At 54.3% G+C, this 17,205-nt stretch carries 14 protein-coding genes; 1 reads left to right on the top strand and 13 read right to left on the bottom strand.

Features of this window, described 5'->3' with window-relative positions; all coding sequences use genetic code 11:
- Nucleotides 1–20 precede the first annotated feature (20 nt).
- The 8 genes from EDM57_RS18160 to EDM57_RS18125 all read right to left on the bottom strand — a co-directional run bounded on the left by EDM57_RS18160 (nucleotide 21) and on the right by EDM57_RS18125 (nucleotide 10,406).
- Nucleotides 21–1,499 carry a UDP-N-acetylmuramoyl-L-alanyl-D-glutamate--2,6-diaminopimelate ligase gene (locus tag EDM57_RS18160; protein WP_122906151.1) on the bottom strand — a complete coding sequence of 493 codons (1,479 nt, stop codon included), beginning with the start codon at nucleotides 1,497–1,499 and terminating at the stop codon, nucleotides 21–23.
- 145 nt (nucleotides 1,500–1,644) lie between these two features.
- Nucleotides 1,645–3,573, bottom strand: coding sequence for a stage V sporulation protein D (locus tag EDM57_RS18155; RefSeq protein ID WP_122906104.1), 1,929 nt, complete (start codon nucleotides 3,571–3,573; stop codon nucleotides 1,645–1,647).
- 65 nt (nucleotides 3,574–3,638) lie between these two features.
- Nucleotides 3,639–6,050 (bottom strand): penicillin-binding protein, encoded by a 2,412-nt coding sequence (locus tag EDM57_RS18150; RefSeq protein WP_122906103.1) that lies wholly within the window; start codon nucleotides 6,048–6,050, stop codon nucleotides 3,639–3,641.
- A gap of 102 nt (nucleotides 6,051–6,152) precedes the next feature.
- Entirely contained in the window at nucleotides 6,153–6,566 is a 414-nt protein-coding gene (ftsL, locus tag EDM57_RS18145) for a cell division protein FtsL (RefSeq protein WP_122906102.1), read from the bottom strand.
- A gap of 38 nt (nucleotides 6,567–6,604) precedes the next feature.
- Entirely contained in the window at nucleotides 6,605–7,549 is a 945-nt protein-coding gene (gene rsmH / locus EDM57_RS18140; protein ID WP_122906101.1) for a 16S rRNA (cytosine(1402)-N(4))-methyltransferase RsmH, read from the bottom strand.
- Between the two features lie 17 nt (nucleotides 7,550–7,566).
- The gene (gene mraZ / locus EDM57_RS18135) at nucleotides 7,567–7,998 is read right to left on the bottom strand and encodes a division/cell wall cluster transcriptional repressor MraZ (RefSeq protein ID WP_122906150.1); all 432 of its coding nucleotides are present in this window, start codon (nucleotides 7,996–7,998) and stop codon (nucleotides 7,567–7,569) included.
- Between the two features lie 152 nt (nucleotides 7,999–8,150).
- Nucleotides 8,151–9,410 carry an adenosylhomocysteinase gene (locus EDM57_RS18130; RefSeq protein ID WP_122906100.1) on the bottom strand — a complete coding sequence of 420 codons (1,260 nt, stop codon included), beginning with the start codon at nucleotides 9,408–9,410 and terminating at the stop codon, nucleotides 8,151–8,153.
- Between the two features lie 93 nt (nucleotides 9,411–9,503).
- Entirely contained in the window at nucleotides 9,504–10,406 is a 903-nt protein-coding gene (locus tag EDM57_RS18125; protein ID WP_122906099.1) for a LysR family transcriptional regulator, read from the bottom strand.
- Between the two features lie 127 nt (nucleotides 10,407–10,533).
- On the opposite strand from EDM57_RS18125, the gene EDM57_RS18120 reads away from it, so the two are divergent.
- Nucleotides 10,534–11,811 carry an APC family permease gene (locus EDM57_RS18120; protein WP_122906098.1) on the top strand — a complete coding sequence of 426 codons (1,278 nt, stop codon included), beginning with the start codon at nucleotides 10,534–10,536 and terminating at the stop codon, nucleotides 11,809–11,811.
- Nucleotides 11,812–11,988: 177 nt separating this feature from the next.
- Here EDM57_RS18120 and EDM57_RS18115 read toward each other — a convergent pair whose 3' ends face one another.
- The 5 genes from EDM57_RS18115 to EDM57_RS18095 all read right to left on the bottom strand — a co-directional run bounded on the left by EDM57_RS18115 (nucleotide 11,989) and on the right by EDM57_RS18095 (nucleotide 16,917).
- Nucleotides 11,989–13,044, bottom strand: coding sequence for an S-layer homology domain-containing protein (locus EDM57_RS18115; RefSeq protein WP_122906097.1), 1,056 nt, complete (start codon nucleotides 13,042–13,044; stop codon nucleotides 11,989–11,991).
- A gap of 161 nt (nucleotides 13,045–13,205) precedes the next feature.
- Complete coding sequence (bshC, locus tag EDM57_RS18110; RefSeq protein ID WP_122906096.1) at nucleotides 13,206–14,825, bottom strand: bacillithiol biosynthesis cysteine-adding enzyme BshC; 1,620 nt, start codon at nucleotides 14,823–14,825, stop codon at nucleotides 13,206–13,208.
- A 120-nt stretch (nucleotides 14,826–14,945) separates the two neighbouring features.
- Nucleotides 14,946–15,503, bottom strand: coding sequence for a helix-turn-helix domain-containing protein (locus EDM57_RS18105; protein ID WP_122906095.1), 558 nt, complete (start codon nucleotides 15,501–15,503; stop codon nucleotides 14,946–14,948).
- A gap of 52 nt (nucleotides 15,504–15,555) precedes the next feature.
- Nucleotides 15,556–15,954 carry a DUF3397 domain-containing protein gene (locus tag EDM57_RS18100; protein ID WP_122906094.1) on the bottom strand — a complete coding sequence of 133 codons (399 nt, stop codon included), beginning with the start codon at nucleotides 15,952–15,954 and terminating at the stop codon, nucleotides 15,556–15,558.
- Nucleotides 15,955–16,917: a ketopantoate reductase family protein gene (locus EDM57_RS18095; protein ID WP_122906093.1), complete on the bottom strand. Its 963-nt coding sequence runs from the start codon at nucleotides 16,915–16,917 to the stop codon at nucleotides 15,955–15,957.
- Nucleotides 16,918–17,205 lie beyond the last annotated feature (288 nt).

The following is a 17,205-nucleotide window of genomic DNA, read 5'->3' as shown; positions in this document are numbered from 1 at the left end:
CCAATGTGTCGCATCTGTCTCTATTCGTGGTTGTACCGGGCAATCGCTTCCCGTGCTACTTCACGGTCATCGAAAGGCAGTACCTGGTTTTTGATGATTTGATAAGTCTCATGGCCTTTTCCGGCAATCAAAATGACATCGTCAGCCTTTGCCAGCGAGATGGCATGATGAATCGCTTCGCGGCGGTCTGTCACCGCTGTGTAACGACTTGCGTCCACATCGCGCACACCTGCGAGCATGTCTTCGATAATCGCCTGCGGCTCCTCGGAGCGAGGATTATCGGATGTCAGGACGGTCATATCCGCATATTTCGTTGCGATCTTCGCCATAATCGGGCGCTTCGTACGATCGCGGTCTCCGCCGCAGCCGACGATGCAGTATACGTTGCCTTTGGCAAACTCTTTTACGGTGAGCAAAGCGTTTTCCAGGCTGTCCGGCGTATGGGAGTAGTCAACCAGGACCGCGAACGGCTGTCCGGCATCGACCGACTCGAATCGCCCGTTCACGCCAGCGACTGCTTCCAGACTGGCCTTGATGTCTTCGAGGCTGACGCCTTCCGCAAGTGTCACTGCAATGGCGGCCAATGCGTTGTACACATTGAATTTGCCCATCAGCTTCAAGTTCAGGCGGATGGTACCCGCATAGGTTTCTGCGGTAAACGAGGTTCCCTTGCTCGTAATCTCGATGTCTTTGGCGCGTACGTCTGCCGACTGGTCGATTCCGTATGTGATGACGCGCGCAGACGTCACCGTCGCATACAGCTTCGATGCTTCGTCGTCTGCGTTCAGCACAGCCGTCTTCAGGCGATTCGGATCATACTGGTTGCCCAGTTGGGAAAACAGCAGAGACTTGGCGTAGCGATAGTTTTCCATCGTTTTATGGTAGTCGAGATGGTCCTGCGTCAAATTCGTGAAAACGGCGGTATGTATGTCGCAGCCACGCACACGTCCTTGTTCCAGCGCGTGAGAGGACACCTCGATGATCGCGTAGTCTGTGTTTACGTTGCACATGCGGCGGAAGCTTCTTTGCAGATCCACGGCATCGGGCGTCGTGTTTTTCACTTCTTCTGTGACATCTCCGATCCGCATGTGAATCGTGCCGATCAAGCCTGTTTGCTTGTGCTGGTCGCGCAGGATCTTGTCGATGAGATGAGTGGTGGTTGTCTTCCCGTTCGTACCTGTAACCCCAATCACCTTTAACTCTTTTGTGGGAGATCCGAAAATGCGATCAGCCAGCATAGCCATTGCCCGCCGGGTGTCCGGTACTCTGACAACAGTCGCTGGCACGTCCAGATCTTGTTCGGATAGCACGGCGACGGCGCCATTTTTCACCGCCTGGGCCGCGAACGCATGGCCGTCCACGGTAAACCCCGTCAGACACACAAACAAGTAGCCGGGCTTCACCTGGCGCGAGTCTGCTGTCAAACCCGTAATCTCCATACTGTCATCCCCTGAAACCTTCACTGGCAACAAAGGCATGAGCAGATCCCGTAGAAACATGAAACAGGCACCCCATTCTCCAACTAGTATAGACAGAAATTTGCCCTTTTTTACGAAAGGAATCCGATCCATTTCTGTGATGAACAAAGGCAGAGCGACTGTAGACAAGCCTACTTCCCTCCGCCTTCGAAATCTCATTTTATAGCTAATTGTTTAATTTGTCACCAAGATGTATGCGAATTTTTCCGCCCGCTTCTATTTTCACGCCCGGCGCAGGCGACTGCTGAATGACGTAGGCCCCTTTTCCCGAAACGACCAGCGGAAGCGTGTCATACGTCTGCACGACGTCCTTCATCGTCTGTCCGACCATGTTCGGAACCTCGATCGGCTCGCGCTCGCCCAATGCCTTGTTGATCTCCTTGGCGATGCCGTCGCTGCGCTTGGGCACATTCATATATTGCAGGGAAGATTCGATAATGTTTTTGACGCTCGGCGCTGCAATCAGTCCGCCAAAAGCCAGCGCCTTCGGATTATCGACCGCAAAGTAGACGATGATTTGCGGATCATCCGCAGGAGCGAAGCCGATAAAGGAAACGATGTACTCCCCGTCGACGTAGCGGCCGTTTCTGACCTTTTGCGCGGTTCCGGTTTTTCCGCCGACCCGATAGCCTTCAATATAGGCCTTATTTCCTGTTCCTCGCGCCACGACGCTCTCCAGCGCATACCGCACCTTGGCAGAGGTTTCTGCCGAGATCACCTGGCGCACCTCTGTCGGGAGCGTCCGCGCAACAATATCGTGGGTGACGCTATCCCGCCATTCCTTGGCGACAAACGGCTTCATCAGCTTCCCGCCGTTGATTGCTGCCGAGACAGCGACCATTTGCTGGATGGGGGTGACGGATACTCCTTGACCAAACGAAGTCGTCCCAAGCTCGACAGGTCCGACGCGATCAAGATTGAACAACAGTCCGTTTTCTTCCCCGATCAGGTCGATGCCCGTTTTTTGTCCGAAACCAAATTTTTTGATGTATTCAAACAGCCGTTCTTTTTGCAAGCGCTGCCCCATCGTTACAAAGCCGGGGTTGCACGAGTTTTCCACGACTTGCAGCATCGTCTCCTGTCCGTGCCCTTGCCGCTTCCAGCAGCGCAGCCGCTTGCCTGCCACGTTAATGTAGCCGGGATCGAAGAAGCTTTCCTCCAAAGAGACGACACCTTCATTCAAGGCCGCAGCCAGCGTGACGATTTTGAAGGTCGAACCAGGCTCATACGTTTTCCAGATCGGCAAGTTGCGGTTGTATACTTCTGCCGGGTAGTTCTGGTATTCATCCGGCTGGAAGGTCGGACGGCTGCCCATGCCCAAAATTTCTCCGGTCTTCGGATTCATCGCAATCGCCAGGACATCATCCGGCTGATAGGCGACGACGGCCTGATCCAGCTCTCGTTCGATAAACGACTGGATGGCGCTGTCGATCGTCAAATACATGTCCATCCCGCTCACCGGAGGGACGTAATCTTCCGAGCCGCCGGGCATGACGCGCCCTTTTGCATCGGAAGGAAAAGAAATATGTCCCTCTGTTCCCTTGAGAAACGGATCATAAATTTTTTCCAAACCCGTCAATCCCTGATTGTCGATCCCGGTAAAGCCGAGAATATGCGCAGCCATGCTCCCGTTCGGATAAAAGCGCTTCGTATCTCCGGCCAGGTAAATCCCCGGCAGGTTCAGCTCCTGAATTTTCCGCGCCTTTTCGAGCGGCAGCTTTTTTCCGCCCGGAATCTTGTCGTTGCTCATCTGCTTTTTGGTGATCGCCTTGTAAACATCTTCTTCCTTTTGCTCCAAAATGATCGCGAGCTGTCGGGCCGTCTCTTTCGGGTCCTTGATCTGCGCGGGGACTGCCACGATCGTTGGCACGGTCATGTTGGACACCAGCTCGTTGCCGTTCCGATCCAGAATCCGGCCGCGATTCGGCTTGAAGTCGATTTGCCGATTCAACAGTTGGTCAGCCATCTGCGCAAGCTTCGGACCTTCGATCAACTGCACATACCCGAGCCGGGTAATGAGCGCCGTATACAGGACAATGCCGACGACCAGTGATATGAAAATGCGGCGGCGTACAGTAGCATTGGATACCCGCAAAGCGAGTCCCCCCTCGAAAAAGGTTGTCTCTTCCTTACCTTATTCGTCGGGGGGACGGGATAGAACTATGGGGTTGTGCTTGTTTGATTCGCTTCCGTGCCATCCTGCTCGCCTACCGATTGTCCTGCAGGCTGTTCATTCGGATTCGTTTGCCCCCCTGTTCCGGCGGGAGCAGTGCTGTCTGCTGGCGGAGCAGTCCCGGACGGCGCTGTTCCTTCCTGAGTAGGAGTTGCCGCTGTTGCCGGCTTCGATTCGGACTGCAGCGTGATCTGCAGCTTCTCCTTGCCGTTCAATGCTGTGCCTGGCGCTATGCTCTGCTGTACGACAAAGCCCGCACCCGTAGCCTTCACATCCATGTCGAGCAGCGAAGCAAATTCCATGACTTCTCTCAGCGACTTTCCTTTGAAATCTGGCATCTTGGCGCCCGTCAGACGGTCCGATACCAAAATGATTTGCTTCCCAGGGACGACCTGATCGTAGGCTGCCGGGTACTGCTCCACGATCTTGGTCCCGGTTCCGATTACCGTCACGGTCAAATTGTCCTGCTTGGCGCGCAGTTGCGCCGCTGTCGTGGACATGCCCACGAACTTCGGCAACGTCTGGCTCACTGCTGCCGGAACTGCCGCCGCCTGCTGCTGCGCCGCCTTTTTCGTTTTGTCTTTGCTGCTGTCGCTGCTGGTACGGGGCAAATCAGGCTGCTGCTGCAAGTATTGCAGGCTGCGCTCCATGATCGACTTGAACGTCGGCGCGATCATCATTTTGCCCCAGTACGCGTACCATGCATCTGTCGCAGGATCGTCGATCACGACGTAAACAAGCAGGCGCGGATTGTCTTTTGGCGCAAATCCGATAAACGAAGCGATATAGTGCCCGTCCATGATTTTGCCCGTGTTCGGGTCGTATTTTTGCGCGGTACCGGTTTTCCCGGCGACGTGGTAGCCGTCGATGGCGTACTGCTTCCCTGTCCCGTGCTCGCCTGTCACGACTGTTTCCAAAATGTCCCGGGTTTTCTTCGCGGTCGCCTCCGAGACGACGCGTCTGACGACTTCGCGCTCGCTGCGCTTCACGACCGCTCCTGTATGCTGGTCACGCAGTTCCTTGACGATATGCGGCTTCAACAACTCGCCGCCGTTGGCGATGGCCCCTACTGCCATCACCTGCTGGATCGCCGTCACCGTCACCCCTTGTCCGAAGGTCGTCGCTGCCCAGTCGCGGGGAGACTGCGGTTTTTCCAGGTTAATCAGGTTTCCTTCTTTTTCGTAGGGCAGCTCGATTCCGGTCAGCGAGCCCATCCCGAACTTTTTGATGTACGCTCTGAGCTTCTCCAGCTTCAGGCGCTCGTAGCCGAGTTTGGCAAACATCACGTTACTGGAGCGCTGAACCCCTTCCAAAAACGAGATTCTGCCCCAGCCTACCCCGTTGTTATGGTCGCGGATTGGAACCTGTCCCTTGATCGTGTACTTCCCGGAATCATACATTTCATTCTGGTTGAACAGCCCTTCCTCAATTGCGGCCGCCAGTGTAATGATCTTGAACGTGGAGCCAGGCTCGAACATGGACGTGATCGCGTGGTTCGTATAGTTCGAAATCCCGTTATAGTATGTATTGGGATTAAATTGCGAACGATTGCCCATCGCCAAAATCTCGCCCGTCTGCGGGTCGGATACGATGACCGTCATCCCTTTTGGCTTGTACTGCCGATCCACCACATCCAGCGCCTCTTCGACGTAATCCTGGATTTGCCTGTCGATGGTCAAATAGACGTCGTAGCCGTCTTTTGCCGGGATGTATTCTCCTTCTCCATCCGGCAGCTGATAACCGGCCCCGTCTCTTTTATACTGCATCTGGCCCTTTTCTCCGGCCAGTTCCTTGTCGAGATGCAGTTCGATCCCCATCTTCGGCGCATCGTACAGATCGAGATATCCGATCACATGCGAGGCAAAGCTGTTGTTCGGATAGACGCGCCTTGTCGTCTCATCCAGAAAAATCCCCGGAAGCTGATTTTCTTCCACCTGCTTACCGTTTGGCAGCTTCGGATATTGCGCTTCCAAAATCCGCTTTTTCTGCTCTTCGCTGATTTTCCTTCCGTAGCGGCCCAACTCTACCACCTTGTTCGGCTTGGTCAGCATCTTCACCAGTTCAGGAACCGGAGCGTTGAGAATGGGCGCCAGCACGTTTGCCGTGTAGTAAGGGTCCTTGACGACGTCCTTATCTTTTTCATCCCGCCCCTTCAGCCTGGCGTTCACGGTGTATGCCTTGCCCTGGAAGGCGAGAATTTCGCCGTTTCGGTCTTTGATGGCACCGCGTGCCGGCTGCAGAGTCCGATTCCGGTCCCATTGCTCCTGCGCCTGTCCCATGATTCGGGCTGCATCTACCGTTTGAATCCAGTAGATCCGAATGCCCAAGCCTGAAAAAATCAAGATCAGGCATAAAGCACAAACGAGGATGCGCCAATTCACGAGTCGTTTCCCTTCCATTTCCACTCACTCCATCACGTCTATGATCGCCGCCTGAATCGGCCCGGACAGTCAAGCGTAAGAAAAAATGTTACCGCACAATTGACGCAGTAACATTTGATTTTAAGGCTGCTTTGGCTGTTGTTGTTGAATCGAACTTGCTTTTACTTTCCCCTGACCGACTGTATGTACGGCATCCGCATTGTACACCATGCCTTGTCGCTCTGCTTCTTTCTGGATGCGGTCACGGTTGCTGAGCTGCTCGATTTGCAGTTTCAGCGTAGCGTTTTTCTCGGCAAGCAGCCGGTTTTCTTTTTTCGTGCTCTGGATTTCGTAATTCATCTGGGAGATTTGCGAGTACCTGACTCCGACCATCCCCAGGCCGATCACTGTCAACGAGATAAACAAGAGATAGAGCAATTTTTCGCCTGTCGGAATGGTTGGTTTGATTCGGATCGTTCGTTTTGTTGTCTTGGTGACGGAGCGGGACTGCTTTTCCAGCTCCATTGCCAGATTGCCTTGGTAGTAGTAACTCAACGCTTTCTCCCCCCTCTTTCCTCGTCGCTATTCTCCCGCTACAACTTCTCGGCTACCCGCAGCTTCGCAGAACGCGCGCGCGGATTGGCCGCAAGCTCTTCTTCTGACGGCAAAATCGGCTTGCGCGTGATGACTTTGACAATCGCTTCGTTTCCGCATGTACAAATCGGAAACGACGGCGGGCATGTGCAGCCCTTGGAATAATCCTGATATACCTGCTTGCAAATCCGGTCTTCCAGCGAATGGAACGTGATGACGCTCACGCGGCCACCCGGATTCAAAATATCAATGGCATCGGTGACAGCCTCTTTGAACGCATCCAGCTCATCGTTGACGGCAATGCGAATCGCCTGAAACGTCCGCTTCGCAGGGTGTCCCCCTGTGCGGCGCGCCGCTGCCGGAATTCCTTCCTTAATCAGCTCGACCAGCTCGCCTGTTGTCCGAATCGGCTGCTTTTTGCGTTGCTGCACGATTTGCCGGGCAATTCGCCGGGAAAATTTCTCTTCTCCGTACAGCCAGATGATCCTGGCAAGCTCCTCTTCGTCCCATTCGTTGACGATGTCGTAGGCCGAAAGCGTCGCTTGCTGGTCCATTCTCATGTCGAGCGGAGCGTCCGCATTGTAGCTGAACCCGCGCTCTCCTTCGTCAAGCTGCGGGGATGAAACTCCCAAATCAAACAAAACTCCATCTACACCAGTAAGCCCCAAATCTTTGACAATCTCTTTCAGATGGCGAAAATTGCTTTTGACCAGTGTTACCTTGTCCATGTAGGGAGCCAGTCTTTCCCTGGCATTGTCGTGCGCCCAGTCATCCTGATCGATGGCAATCAGGCGGCCGCCCTCGGTCAGACGGGACGCGATCAGACTGCTATGTCCCGCTCCGCCGAGCGTGCAGTCCACATAAATGCCTCCAGGCCGAATGTTCAGGCCATCTACAGCCTCGTCCCTCAGTACGGTTACATGATGAAACGACAATGTCGTCACTCCTGTTCTTCTCGCTGCTACAAATTAAAATCAACCAGTTTTTCAGCAATTTCTCCAAAAGAGCCTTCCGACTGGGCGAAATAATCTTCCCAACGTTCTTTGCTCCACACCTCTACGCGGTTGGATACGCCAATGATGACACATTCCTTTTGGATACCGGCATGTTCGCGCAGGTTGGGCGGTATGTTTACCCTTCCCTGCTTGTCCCATTCGCATTCGGTCGCGCCGGAAAAGAAAAAACGTGTAAACGCGCGTGCATCCGCTTTTGTAAAGGGCAGAGTCTTCAGTTTTTCCTCCAGCTGCTTCCACTCTTCCATCGGATAAGCGAACAAGCATTGGTCAAGTCCGCGGGTAATGACGAAGGAAGCTCCCAGACCTTCTCGGAATTTGGCAGGAATCGTCAGGCGGCCTTTTTCATCGATGCTGTGCTGATATTCACCCATGAACACGCCCTGGTCCCCCACTTTCCTGTCCTTTGGCTCCACTTTCCCCCACTTTTCCCCACCTTGTTGCCTACTTGCTATTATAAAAAAAAATCCTGCATTTGTAAGCAGGATTTTTTCGTTGATTTTTTTGCCGGGAAAGGACGGTTTTCGCGAACCTATTCGACCCAGCTATCGAGATATGCTTTTTGCTCGTCGCTCAATTTGTCGATGCCGATGTTCAATGCTTCCAGTTTGTACTGGGCAACCATTGCGTCGAGCTCGTATGGTACGTTCAGCACTTTTTTGCCGATGTTTTTGTACTGCTCGTTGACGTACGCCAGAGAAACAGCTTGCAGGGCGAAGGTCATGTCCATGATTTCAGCCGGGTGGCCGTCGCCTGCTGCCAAGTTTACGAGGCGGCCTTCTGCCAGAAGGTACAGTTTTCGACCATCTGCCATGACAAATTCTTCAATATCTTTGCGCACAACCCGCTTGGATGTCGACAGGGCCTCAAGCTCCACTTTGTTTACTTCGACATCAAAGTGGCCAGCGTTGGACAGGATCGCGCCATCCTTCATCACTTCAAAATGCTCTTTGCGGATCACGTCGCGGTTTCCGGTCACAGTCACGAAGTAGTCGCCGTGCTTCGCCGCTTCGCTCATCGGCATAACTTCGAAGCCGTCCATGTACGCTTCTACCGCTTTGATCGCGTCGATCTCGGTTACGATGACTTTCGCGCCAAGTCCTTTCGCGCGCATGGCCACACCTTTTCCGCACCAGCCATAGCCAGCTACCACGACAGTTTTGCCTGCCACGACCAGGTTGGTTGTGCGGTTGATGCCATCCCAGACAGATTGGCCGGTACCGTAACGGTTGTCAAACAAATATTTGCAGAAAGCGTCGTTCACCGCTACCATCGGGAACTCCAGCTTGCCTTCTTTTTCCAGCGCTTTCAGGCGGAGAATACCGGTTGTGGTTTCTTCCGCGCCGCCGCGCACTTGCGACAAGAGATCGCGGCGCTCGCTGTGCAGAATGGTCACCAGGTCGCCACCGTCGTCGATAATCAGGTCAGGGCGCGTTTCCAGCGTTTTAATCAGATGCTCCTTGTACTCGGCTGGATCTGGATTGTATTTGGCAAAAACGCGGATGCCGTCTTCCACCAGTGCCGCGCAAATATCGTCCTGGGTGGAGAGCGGGTTGGAGCCCGTGATCGTTACTTCTGCGCCACCTGCTTGCACAACTTTTGCCAAATAAGCGGTTTTTGCTTCCAGGTGCAAGGAGATGGCCACTTTCAGGCCTGCAAACGGCTTCTCTTTTTCAAAGCGCTCGCGAATGCGGTTGAGAACCGGCATGTGTTCTTTTACCCAGTCAATCTTCAAATGGCCGCTGTGGGCAAGCGACATGTCTCTTACAATGCTTTCAGAAACGGTGTTCATGTATGTTAGACCTCCTTTTATCTCATAACACAACCCTGTCTATCATATCATACGCAAGTACAACCATCATCTGTTTTTCCTGTTCTCGCCAGTTTACCGGCACATTTCCTGCTGTCCGGCATTCGTCGTCAACAGCTCAAGAAAACGGAGCAGCGCCTGTGGCATCCATTTTTTCTTGTGATAGACCAGTTGGCGGTAGACGCGTACTTCCGGATGGGAAAAAGGCAGGATGGCGAGCGTGCCGTTTTTCGCTTCTTCGGCAACAGCGATGTAAGGAACAAGCGCAATCCCTAAATCATATGCCACACACTGCTTGATCGCTTCCAGACTGCCGAACTCGGACGACGATTCAATCGTCGTTCCGGCGTCGCGCAGCACGGACTCCATGATCGAGCGGTAGCTGCATCCTGCTTCCGTAAAAATCCAGTTTGTCCCGGCAAAATCGCGCGCTTCGATTTTTTTCAACCGGCTGAGCGGATGGTTGGGAGCGGCGATCACCACCAGCTTTTCTTCCCCCAGGTTGATGTTCACCAGTTCAGGATGATCCTGCATCCAATCGAGCACAAAGGCGAAGTCGTAGTGCCCCTCCTTGACGCCTTGGCGCAGCTCGTGACATATTCCCGGCTTTAACAAAATCCGGATACGCGGGTGCTCCTTGCGAAATTTTTGCAAAAAAGGCGGGAGGAAAAAGGCCGCGAGCGACTCGACCGTACCGATGCGCAGAGTACCCGCAAGCTGTGCCTGCTCGGACAGGTTGGCTCTTGCTTCGTCCAGAACGGCCAGCAGTTGTTCGCTGTAGGCGAGGAGCGCTTCTCCGGCGTGAGTCAGCCTGATCTTTCGCCCCCAGCGCTCAAACAGCGTGACCCCGAAATCCGCCTCCAGGTTTTGAATCTGTGTCGTCACGCTGGATTGCGCGTAGCCCAGCACCTCTGCGGCGCGGGTAAAGCTCTGGCATTTGGCTACCTCGCGAAAGGTCAGCAGGTACCGTGTATCCAAAAAGTCTCCCTCCCTATCTATCGAAAAAACCGATTTTCATTATCTAATATTATAGATAACTCCGATGATTATGTCTATGCTACACTACTTCTGCAAACAACCGAAAAACAAAGAGAGGGAACTTTTCATGGAAAAAGCAACTGTGCAAACAGCCGGTCTTGCCAAAACGCTGCGGTTGCCGCAAATCGTCGCCCTGTACATCGGGGCTGTCATCGGGTCCGGCGTGCTGCTTCTCCCCGGATTGGCGGCAGAAAAGGCCGGACCTGCCTCCATCCTCGCCTGGCTGGTCATGTCGATTCTCGTCTTGCCGATGGCGCTTACGATGGGGCTGCTCTCCGCACGATACCCCAGCGCAGGCGGCGTCTCCACCTTCGTCCGCACCGCGTACGGCGACCGCGCAGGAAACATCGTGGGCTGGTTTTTTCTCTTGTCGGTGCCAATCGGTGCGCCGATCCTCAGCGTCACCGGGGCCAATTACCTCGCCGTCCTGCTCGACTGGGGCGACACGCAAATATACGCAGCAGCGGCCCTCCTGCTGACCGCCGTGGTCATCATGAACGTGCTCGGGATGCATGTAGCCGCGCGCGTGCAAACAATTGTGGTCACGCTCATCCTTTCCATTTTGATTCTGGCTGTTGTCGCAGCATTGCCCCACGCCTCCGTCACCCACTTCACGCCGTTTGTCCCGAACGGCTGGCTCAGCGTCGTCCAGGCGGCAGGGCTGTTATTCTGGTGTTTTATCGGCTGGGAAGCGGTCACGCACTTGTCGGAGGAATTCGTCGATCCGGCGAAAAACGCCGTTCGCGGTGTGTTGTGGAGCGCTGGAATCGTCGCCTTCCTGTACTTTTCCGTCGCGTTCATGACGGTCGCGACTCACAGCTATGGCGCAGGCATCTCGGCGGCAGCGCTCTCCGTTATGGTCCAGCTTTCGCTCGGGCCAGTCGGCGGCTGGATCGTAGCCGTGACGGCTCTGTTTATCTGTATCGCCACCGCAAACGCCTACGTCGGAGCGGCGTCACGGATCGCCTATTCGCTGGCGCAGGAAAAGATCGCGCCCCGCTGGTTCGGGCTGCTGCACGCCAAATACCGGACGCCGATTGGCGGGCTCCTGTTCCTCTCGCTCTGCTTTGTCGCGGTGCTGACGGTTTTGTATGCGGGACTGATTGACCTGGCTCAACTGATTGAGCTGCCGAACGCAACCTTTTTTGCCACCTACATCGGCGGTTGTCTCGCCGGAATCCGCCTGCTGCGCCAGCATCCCCTCGGTCGACTGGCTTCCTGGACGTCGCTTCTCTTCACCGTCGGGCTCTATCCATTCCTGGGCTGGTCCGCGTTGTATCCGCTCGTGGTTGCCGTCCTTTTGCTGCTCTGGCAAAATCGCATGAAAAATAGGATGAATGCGTAACTTGCCAAGACAGGTCGTTTCTGCTTTTCAGGAAACGCGCCTGTCTTTTTTTCATTGGCAAGCCCTTTCGCCCTTGCCATCACCAGCGAAGCGCGGAACCGGGCGCGATCAAACCGTGCCACCTCAGTGAAAAAAGCCGGATGCAACCACCCGGCTTTTTTCATTGCCTCCTGCCTTCTATTCGTCTTTGCCAATCAGCCGGAACGTCTTGCCGTCTGTAGACGAGAGGTAAAAAGTCTTGTCGACGCTGCCACCCGGCTCGCCCGCGTAGTATTGGACGGTCAGCCTGTACTTGCTCGTCCCGATTTTGGCGAAGTACAAAAGCTCATTGAACTGTGGAAAACGCACGTAATCGTAAATCTCGTATTTCATAAACGAAAAGTGCTCGCGCAAAAAGGCCTCGCTGACATTCAGCTTGTTTTGCTGCACATACGCGACGAGATCGTCGTAACGTCTGATCTTTTTCTGATCCATCACATCGCGCACAAACAGCGCTACCGCATCCGTCATTCCTTTTTTCTCGCTCTCGGTCACTTCGCCCGGAAACAGCTCTTCCATCTTGCTGTCCAGGCGCGTCAGCATCACGACTGCCTGCGCTCTGCTGATCGTTTCCTGCGGGCGGAACGTGCCGTCCGGATAGCCGGAGAGCAGCCCGATTTTGTACGCCGGATAGACGGTCATGACCTCCTGTTCGTTTTGGGGCGACAGATCGGAAAAGAAGCGTGCCGTCGTTCCCCGGTATTTTTCCCCCTCCGACTGATGGCCGAGCGCTGCCAGCAAGAGGCGGGCTGCCTCCAGCCGCGTCATCCCATCCGTCGGCTTGCCTGTCGTCATGATGCCTGCTACCGCCAAGCGGCGATACGTTTGCTCGGACCAGCGGCCCAAAGCTTTCGCTACATACTTCTCTTTGACAAAAGCGTCCGGCTCATGTCCCTGGTAGGACGGCAGCACGCGCTCGATCAACGAAAGAAACTGCTCCTGTGTCACTGTTTGCTCCGGTTGAAAGGTTCCGTCCGGGAAGCCTTGAATCAACCCGCTTTTTGCTGCCTGCTCAATCTCCTTGGCCGCCCAATGACCTTTTGTGTCGAGGAAGGAGCTGGTAGAGACGACTGCCACTTCCCCCCTGGCCTGGGCCTGATTCCATTCGCCAAGTGCTGTCCCTGCCCAAACCATCGACAGGACAAGCGTCCATACAGTGGCTTTTTTCCCGAATAGTCGCGACTTGTTCTGCATCCCGAGTACCACCTTTCTCACAGGAATTCCGTTATAGGTAGTACGCAAAATTTGTCGGAAAAGTTTCGGCATTCCAGGCAGAAAATGTTTCCATTTTCCAAACATGCGCGAAAAAGCCGGCTGTCCGTCCGGGACGATCAGCCGACTTTTCCTTTACACCTTTACACGAAAAAGAGTTGATGAGTGCCGTCTTGTGCAAACGGAGCTGCGACCAGCCGATCGATCAATTCCAGCCCGTACTTGTTCGCAAAAGGGAAAAAACCGTGTTTGCGTTCCTGCAGGCCGCCTTCGGGCAAGAGCATCGTCTCGATCCGCTTGATCCGGTTGTAGGCGACATCTTCTTTTTGCTGCAGAGAGCGAATCAAGCGCCCCTCCAAAAAGGACACCTGCTCAAGCAAGAGCGCACTGTTTTTTTCCGCCAGACCGCGCATTCCCGGGTCCAGACGAAGCACTTCTTCCACGAGCGGGCGGTACAAAGCCTGGATCGATTCACGCACACTGGCAAATTGCTCATGCAGCGGATGGGGTCCTGCTTTTTTCTCCCACTCCGCCTTCCAGCCCGCGAAGTCGGTCAAGACCTGCTCAACGGAAAGCTCCAGACTCTCCAGCAAGCGCAGATGAGCCCCTTCCACCAGCGTGATCGACATGCGCGGCAATACGATCGGCATCTGCATCCCGAACAGTTCAAACACTTCGCGGTAATAGGCCCAGTAAGCGATCTCGCCCGGCCCCCCAATAAAGGCCAGCGTCGGAAAAAGATGCTCTTGCATCAGACCGCGTGTGACGACATTGGGGCTGAAGCGTTCAGGCTGCTCCTCCACCAGGCGCAGCAATTGTTCGCGGCTGTAAGACTGCCGTCTGTTGACAAAGCGGTCCAGATGTCTTGACAGGAGCAGACGATCTTCTCCTTCGTAGAGGAACAGGTTGGCCTGCTGCTCGTCTACTTCAAGCTGCAACGGATACCCGGCTGCTGCGATGCGATCTTTTGCCTTCATCAGCAGTTGGGCCATCTGCTCGTTTTTCTCGATGACCTGCGCAAACACGGGACGTTCCAGCTCACGGACAAACGGCAGCGATGACTCGACGAGAATCAGCCCGTGCTTTCCGAACAAACGGGCCATCAGACGGGCAAACCACTCTGCCACCGTCTTCGAGCTTTTGGCTGTTTGCGTCAGCAATTCCCGCACGTTTTTCGTTTCTGCTGTCTCGGGTTGTTCCTGGAAAAAAGCATCCAGGAACTGCATACACCGTTCTTCCTCCAAAGCCAGCTTGCTTGCCGACACGCGCCCTTTTTTTTGCAGCCTCAGCCGTTCCTTGCGCAGCCGCGTATCGCCATCTGTCGTCCAGTACACATGATCGATTTCGTCGATGTCATGGTCTTCCCCCGCGATCCAAAATACAGGGACGATGTTTGTTTGCAGCTCGGCCGACAGCTTCCGCGCCGCCTGAATCAAGTGAACCGCTTTGTTGATCGTATACAGCGGACCCGTGAGGACTCCTGCCTGCTGTCCGCCGATGACTACGTATGTATCCGGCTGCTTCAGTAGCTCGATGTTTTTCAGCGCTTCGGGGTGAGTTCCGATTGCCTCGTTAAAATTATGTAAGCCTTCTGCCAGTTTGTTCCGGTCGTAGGTTTGCGTGGAGAGCCACTTCAACCGTTCCCGGTAGGACTGTTCTTCATAAGGATGATGCGCAAACAGGGACAAGGCAGATTCGGTTTGCATCTGGTACTCTCGTGCCAACCGATTTGCCAAGGGAAGCGCAACGCGTTCAACATTCATGCTAGCTCACCTTTCTTAGGGCGATGGTCTCTGCAAATTATACCACGCCAGCCAGCCACAAAAAACAAGACAACCCGCCGAAATGGGTTGTCAAAGTGTAGCACTGCGTTCCTTTTAACTTTAAAATTGGGGCGGTGTGACAGACCAGATCAGAACGGCCTCCACCTCGCCGCTATTTTCAATCGTGTGCGACTTGCTGCTGTCAAACGAGATGCTGTCGCCTGTTTCCAGTACGTGCTCTTCATCGTTGAACCTCGCTGTCACGCTTCCGGCAATCACCGTGAAGCACTCCTCGCCATCGGCCTGAACGAATTTGTCCGTGACCATTTCTCCCGGCATCAGACGGACCTCCAGCATGCCCAGCTTGGCACTTCCTCCCATGGAGAGCAGCGAATACGTGCCTGTCGATTCGGGAAACACCAGTTGTCTGCGTTTTTGCAGACGGGTGACGTGTACTTGCTTTTGGTCGATGTCTTCAAAGAAATGAATGATCGGGGACTCCAGCGCCTTCGTAATTTTCCACAGCGAATCCAGCGATGGTTGGGAAATTCCTCGCTCTACCTGACTGAGCAGCCCTTTGCTCAGCCCGGTTTTGCCTGCCATGACCTCCAAAGTAAATCCACGTTCTTTTCGAATCATCCGAATCTTGTGTCCGATGCTCTCGATGGGAAGCCGCATAGTTCCAACCTTCTTTCTTATCGGAATAAATACGATATGTATCACCAGTGCGTTACACGACATCCATCGTCTTGATTATGCCGGTCGTAAACAGCACTATATAGACAAGTCCAAACCAGAGAAACGACAACCGCCAAGCGGAAAATCCGATCTTTTTCAGGGAGAGCTGTCTTTTCAGCTTCAACTGGAGCCAGCCCAAAAGCACAATCGCCAGCAGGAAAAAACAGCCTACCCACCACCAGGCTGACACCGCTTCCGGCCAGATGAGTTCGTAGGTGGAAACAGCGGAGCGAATCACCAAAAAATTCGTGATATTCAACGCCCAGCGACCAGCCATTCTCTTGTTCCGCTTCACCATGTATACGATCCAATAGACGAGCGGAAAACCCAAGAACGGCACTACGGTCAGTGTACCCCAAAAATAAGACCAGAATGTTGTCCACATGGCCATCTACTGTCGCCTCCCCTCCTTCCCTATTCCCATGCCAGACTTGAGAAGAATGACGCGAAGCAAGGTTTCGTGCAGCGGAGTAGGAATCCCGGCCTGTTTTCCCAGTTTGACGAGATAGCCGTTAATGGATTGTACTTCCGTCGGTCTGTGCCGCTTCACATCCTGCAGCATGGAGGAAAGATTACGGGAAGTACTTCGGCAAATGGCGACAATTTCCTGCCAGTCTGCTTCCCCGATTTTTTGTCCGGCGAAAGCGGCGACCTGCGCGGCTTCCTCAAACAAGTCTCGCATCAGCCCTTGTGTATACGGGTTGTCGAGTAACGCCCCGTTGGGGATTTCAAACAATGCCGTGAGCGGGTTAATCAAGGCATTGGCGAGCAGCTTTTTCCACGCATGCGGTTCCATCGCTTTTTCGTAGATCGCCGCAATACCCGCAGCCGATGCCCAATCGACAAAGGCAGCGATCACGGGATCTTTGCTGTTGCTTTCCTGCCATGGCCCGACACGCAAGGTACCAGTTCCGGTATGCTCCACTTCTGTAGCCGAATGCCTTCTTGCTCCTTCGGTATGGATGGCGAAAAAGCATTGTGTGTCCGCCAGCACTTCTGCAAGCAGTTCCTGGTGCCCCATCCCGTTTTGCAGCGCGATGACGCGCGCGGAGCGGTTCAATCCGGCCAACGCCGGAAGCAGCGCGGGCAAATCGGGCTGCTTGACGGTCAGCAGGTACAAGTTTCCTGTCGGCAGACCAGCTTCAATCGGTTGGGCGGGTACTGTCACTTTCGTTTTTTTGCCGTCGAGGCTCTGCAGCCAGAGTCCCTGTTCCATGAGCTGATTCGCCTGAATTGAACTGCGCGTGACGACAGCCACGGACTGTCCGGCGAGCGCAAGCCTTGCTGCATACAGCAAACCGACGGAGCCACCGCCAACTACGACTACTTGCAAATCGCTAGTTACTGGCTGCATTTGTTCACCTACATTAATCAATACTTGTTTTATAAGAATAGCAGAGTTTAGGAGATTGTTCAATTGATTGGCATTAAAAAAACGCAATTATCGAAATATTCCCGGGTGTCTGGGTGGCTTGCATGAGCGGACATGACCGGATGAGGTGAACACTTGGGTGTCGTATGTGCTTTTTTAAAGGCAGACTTGATCGGGGCTTTTGGGGTGGCGAGGAAAGAGATGAAATCGCTGTAGCGGCTTGGGCTCCCTGCTGGGGGGTGGACTGCCCGGCTCCGGGGAAAAAAGCGA

Origin of the sequence: Brevibacillus gelatini (assembly GCF_003710935.1) — a bacterium.
GTDB classification, from domain to species: Bacteria; Bacillota; Bacilli; order Brevibacillales; family Brevibacillaceae; genus Brevibacillus; species Brevibacillus gelatini.
Note: the sequence above shows the minus strand (reverse complement) of the source record. Positions and strands in the feature narration are given on the sequence as shown.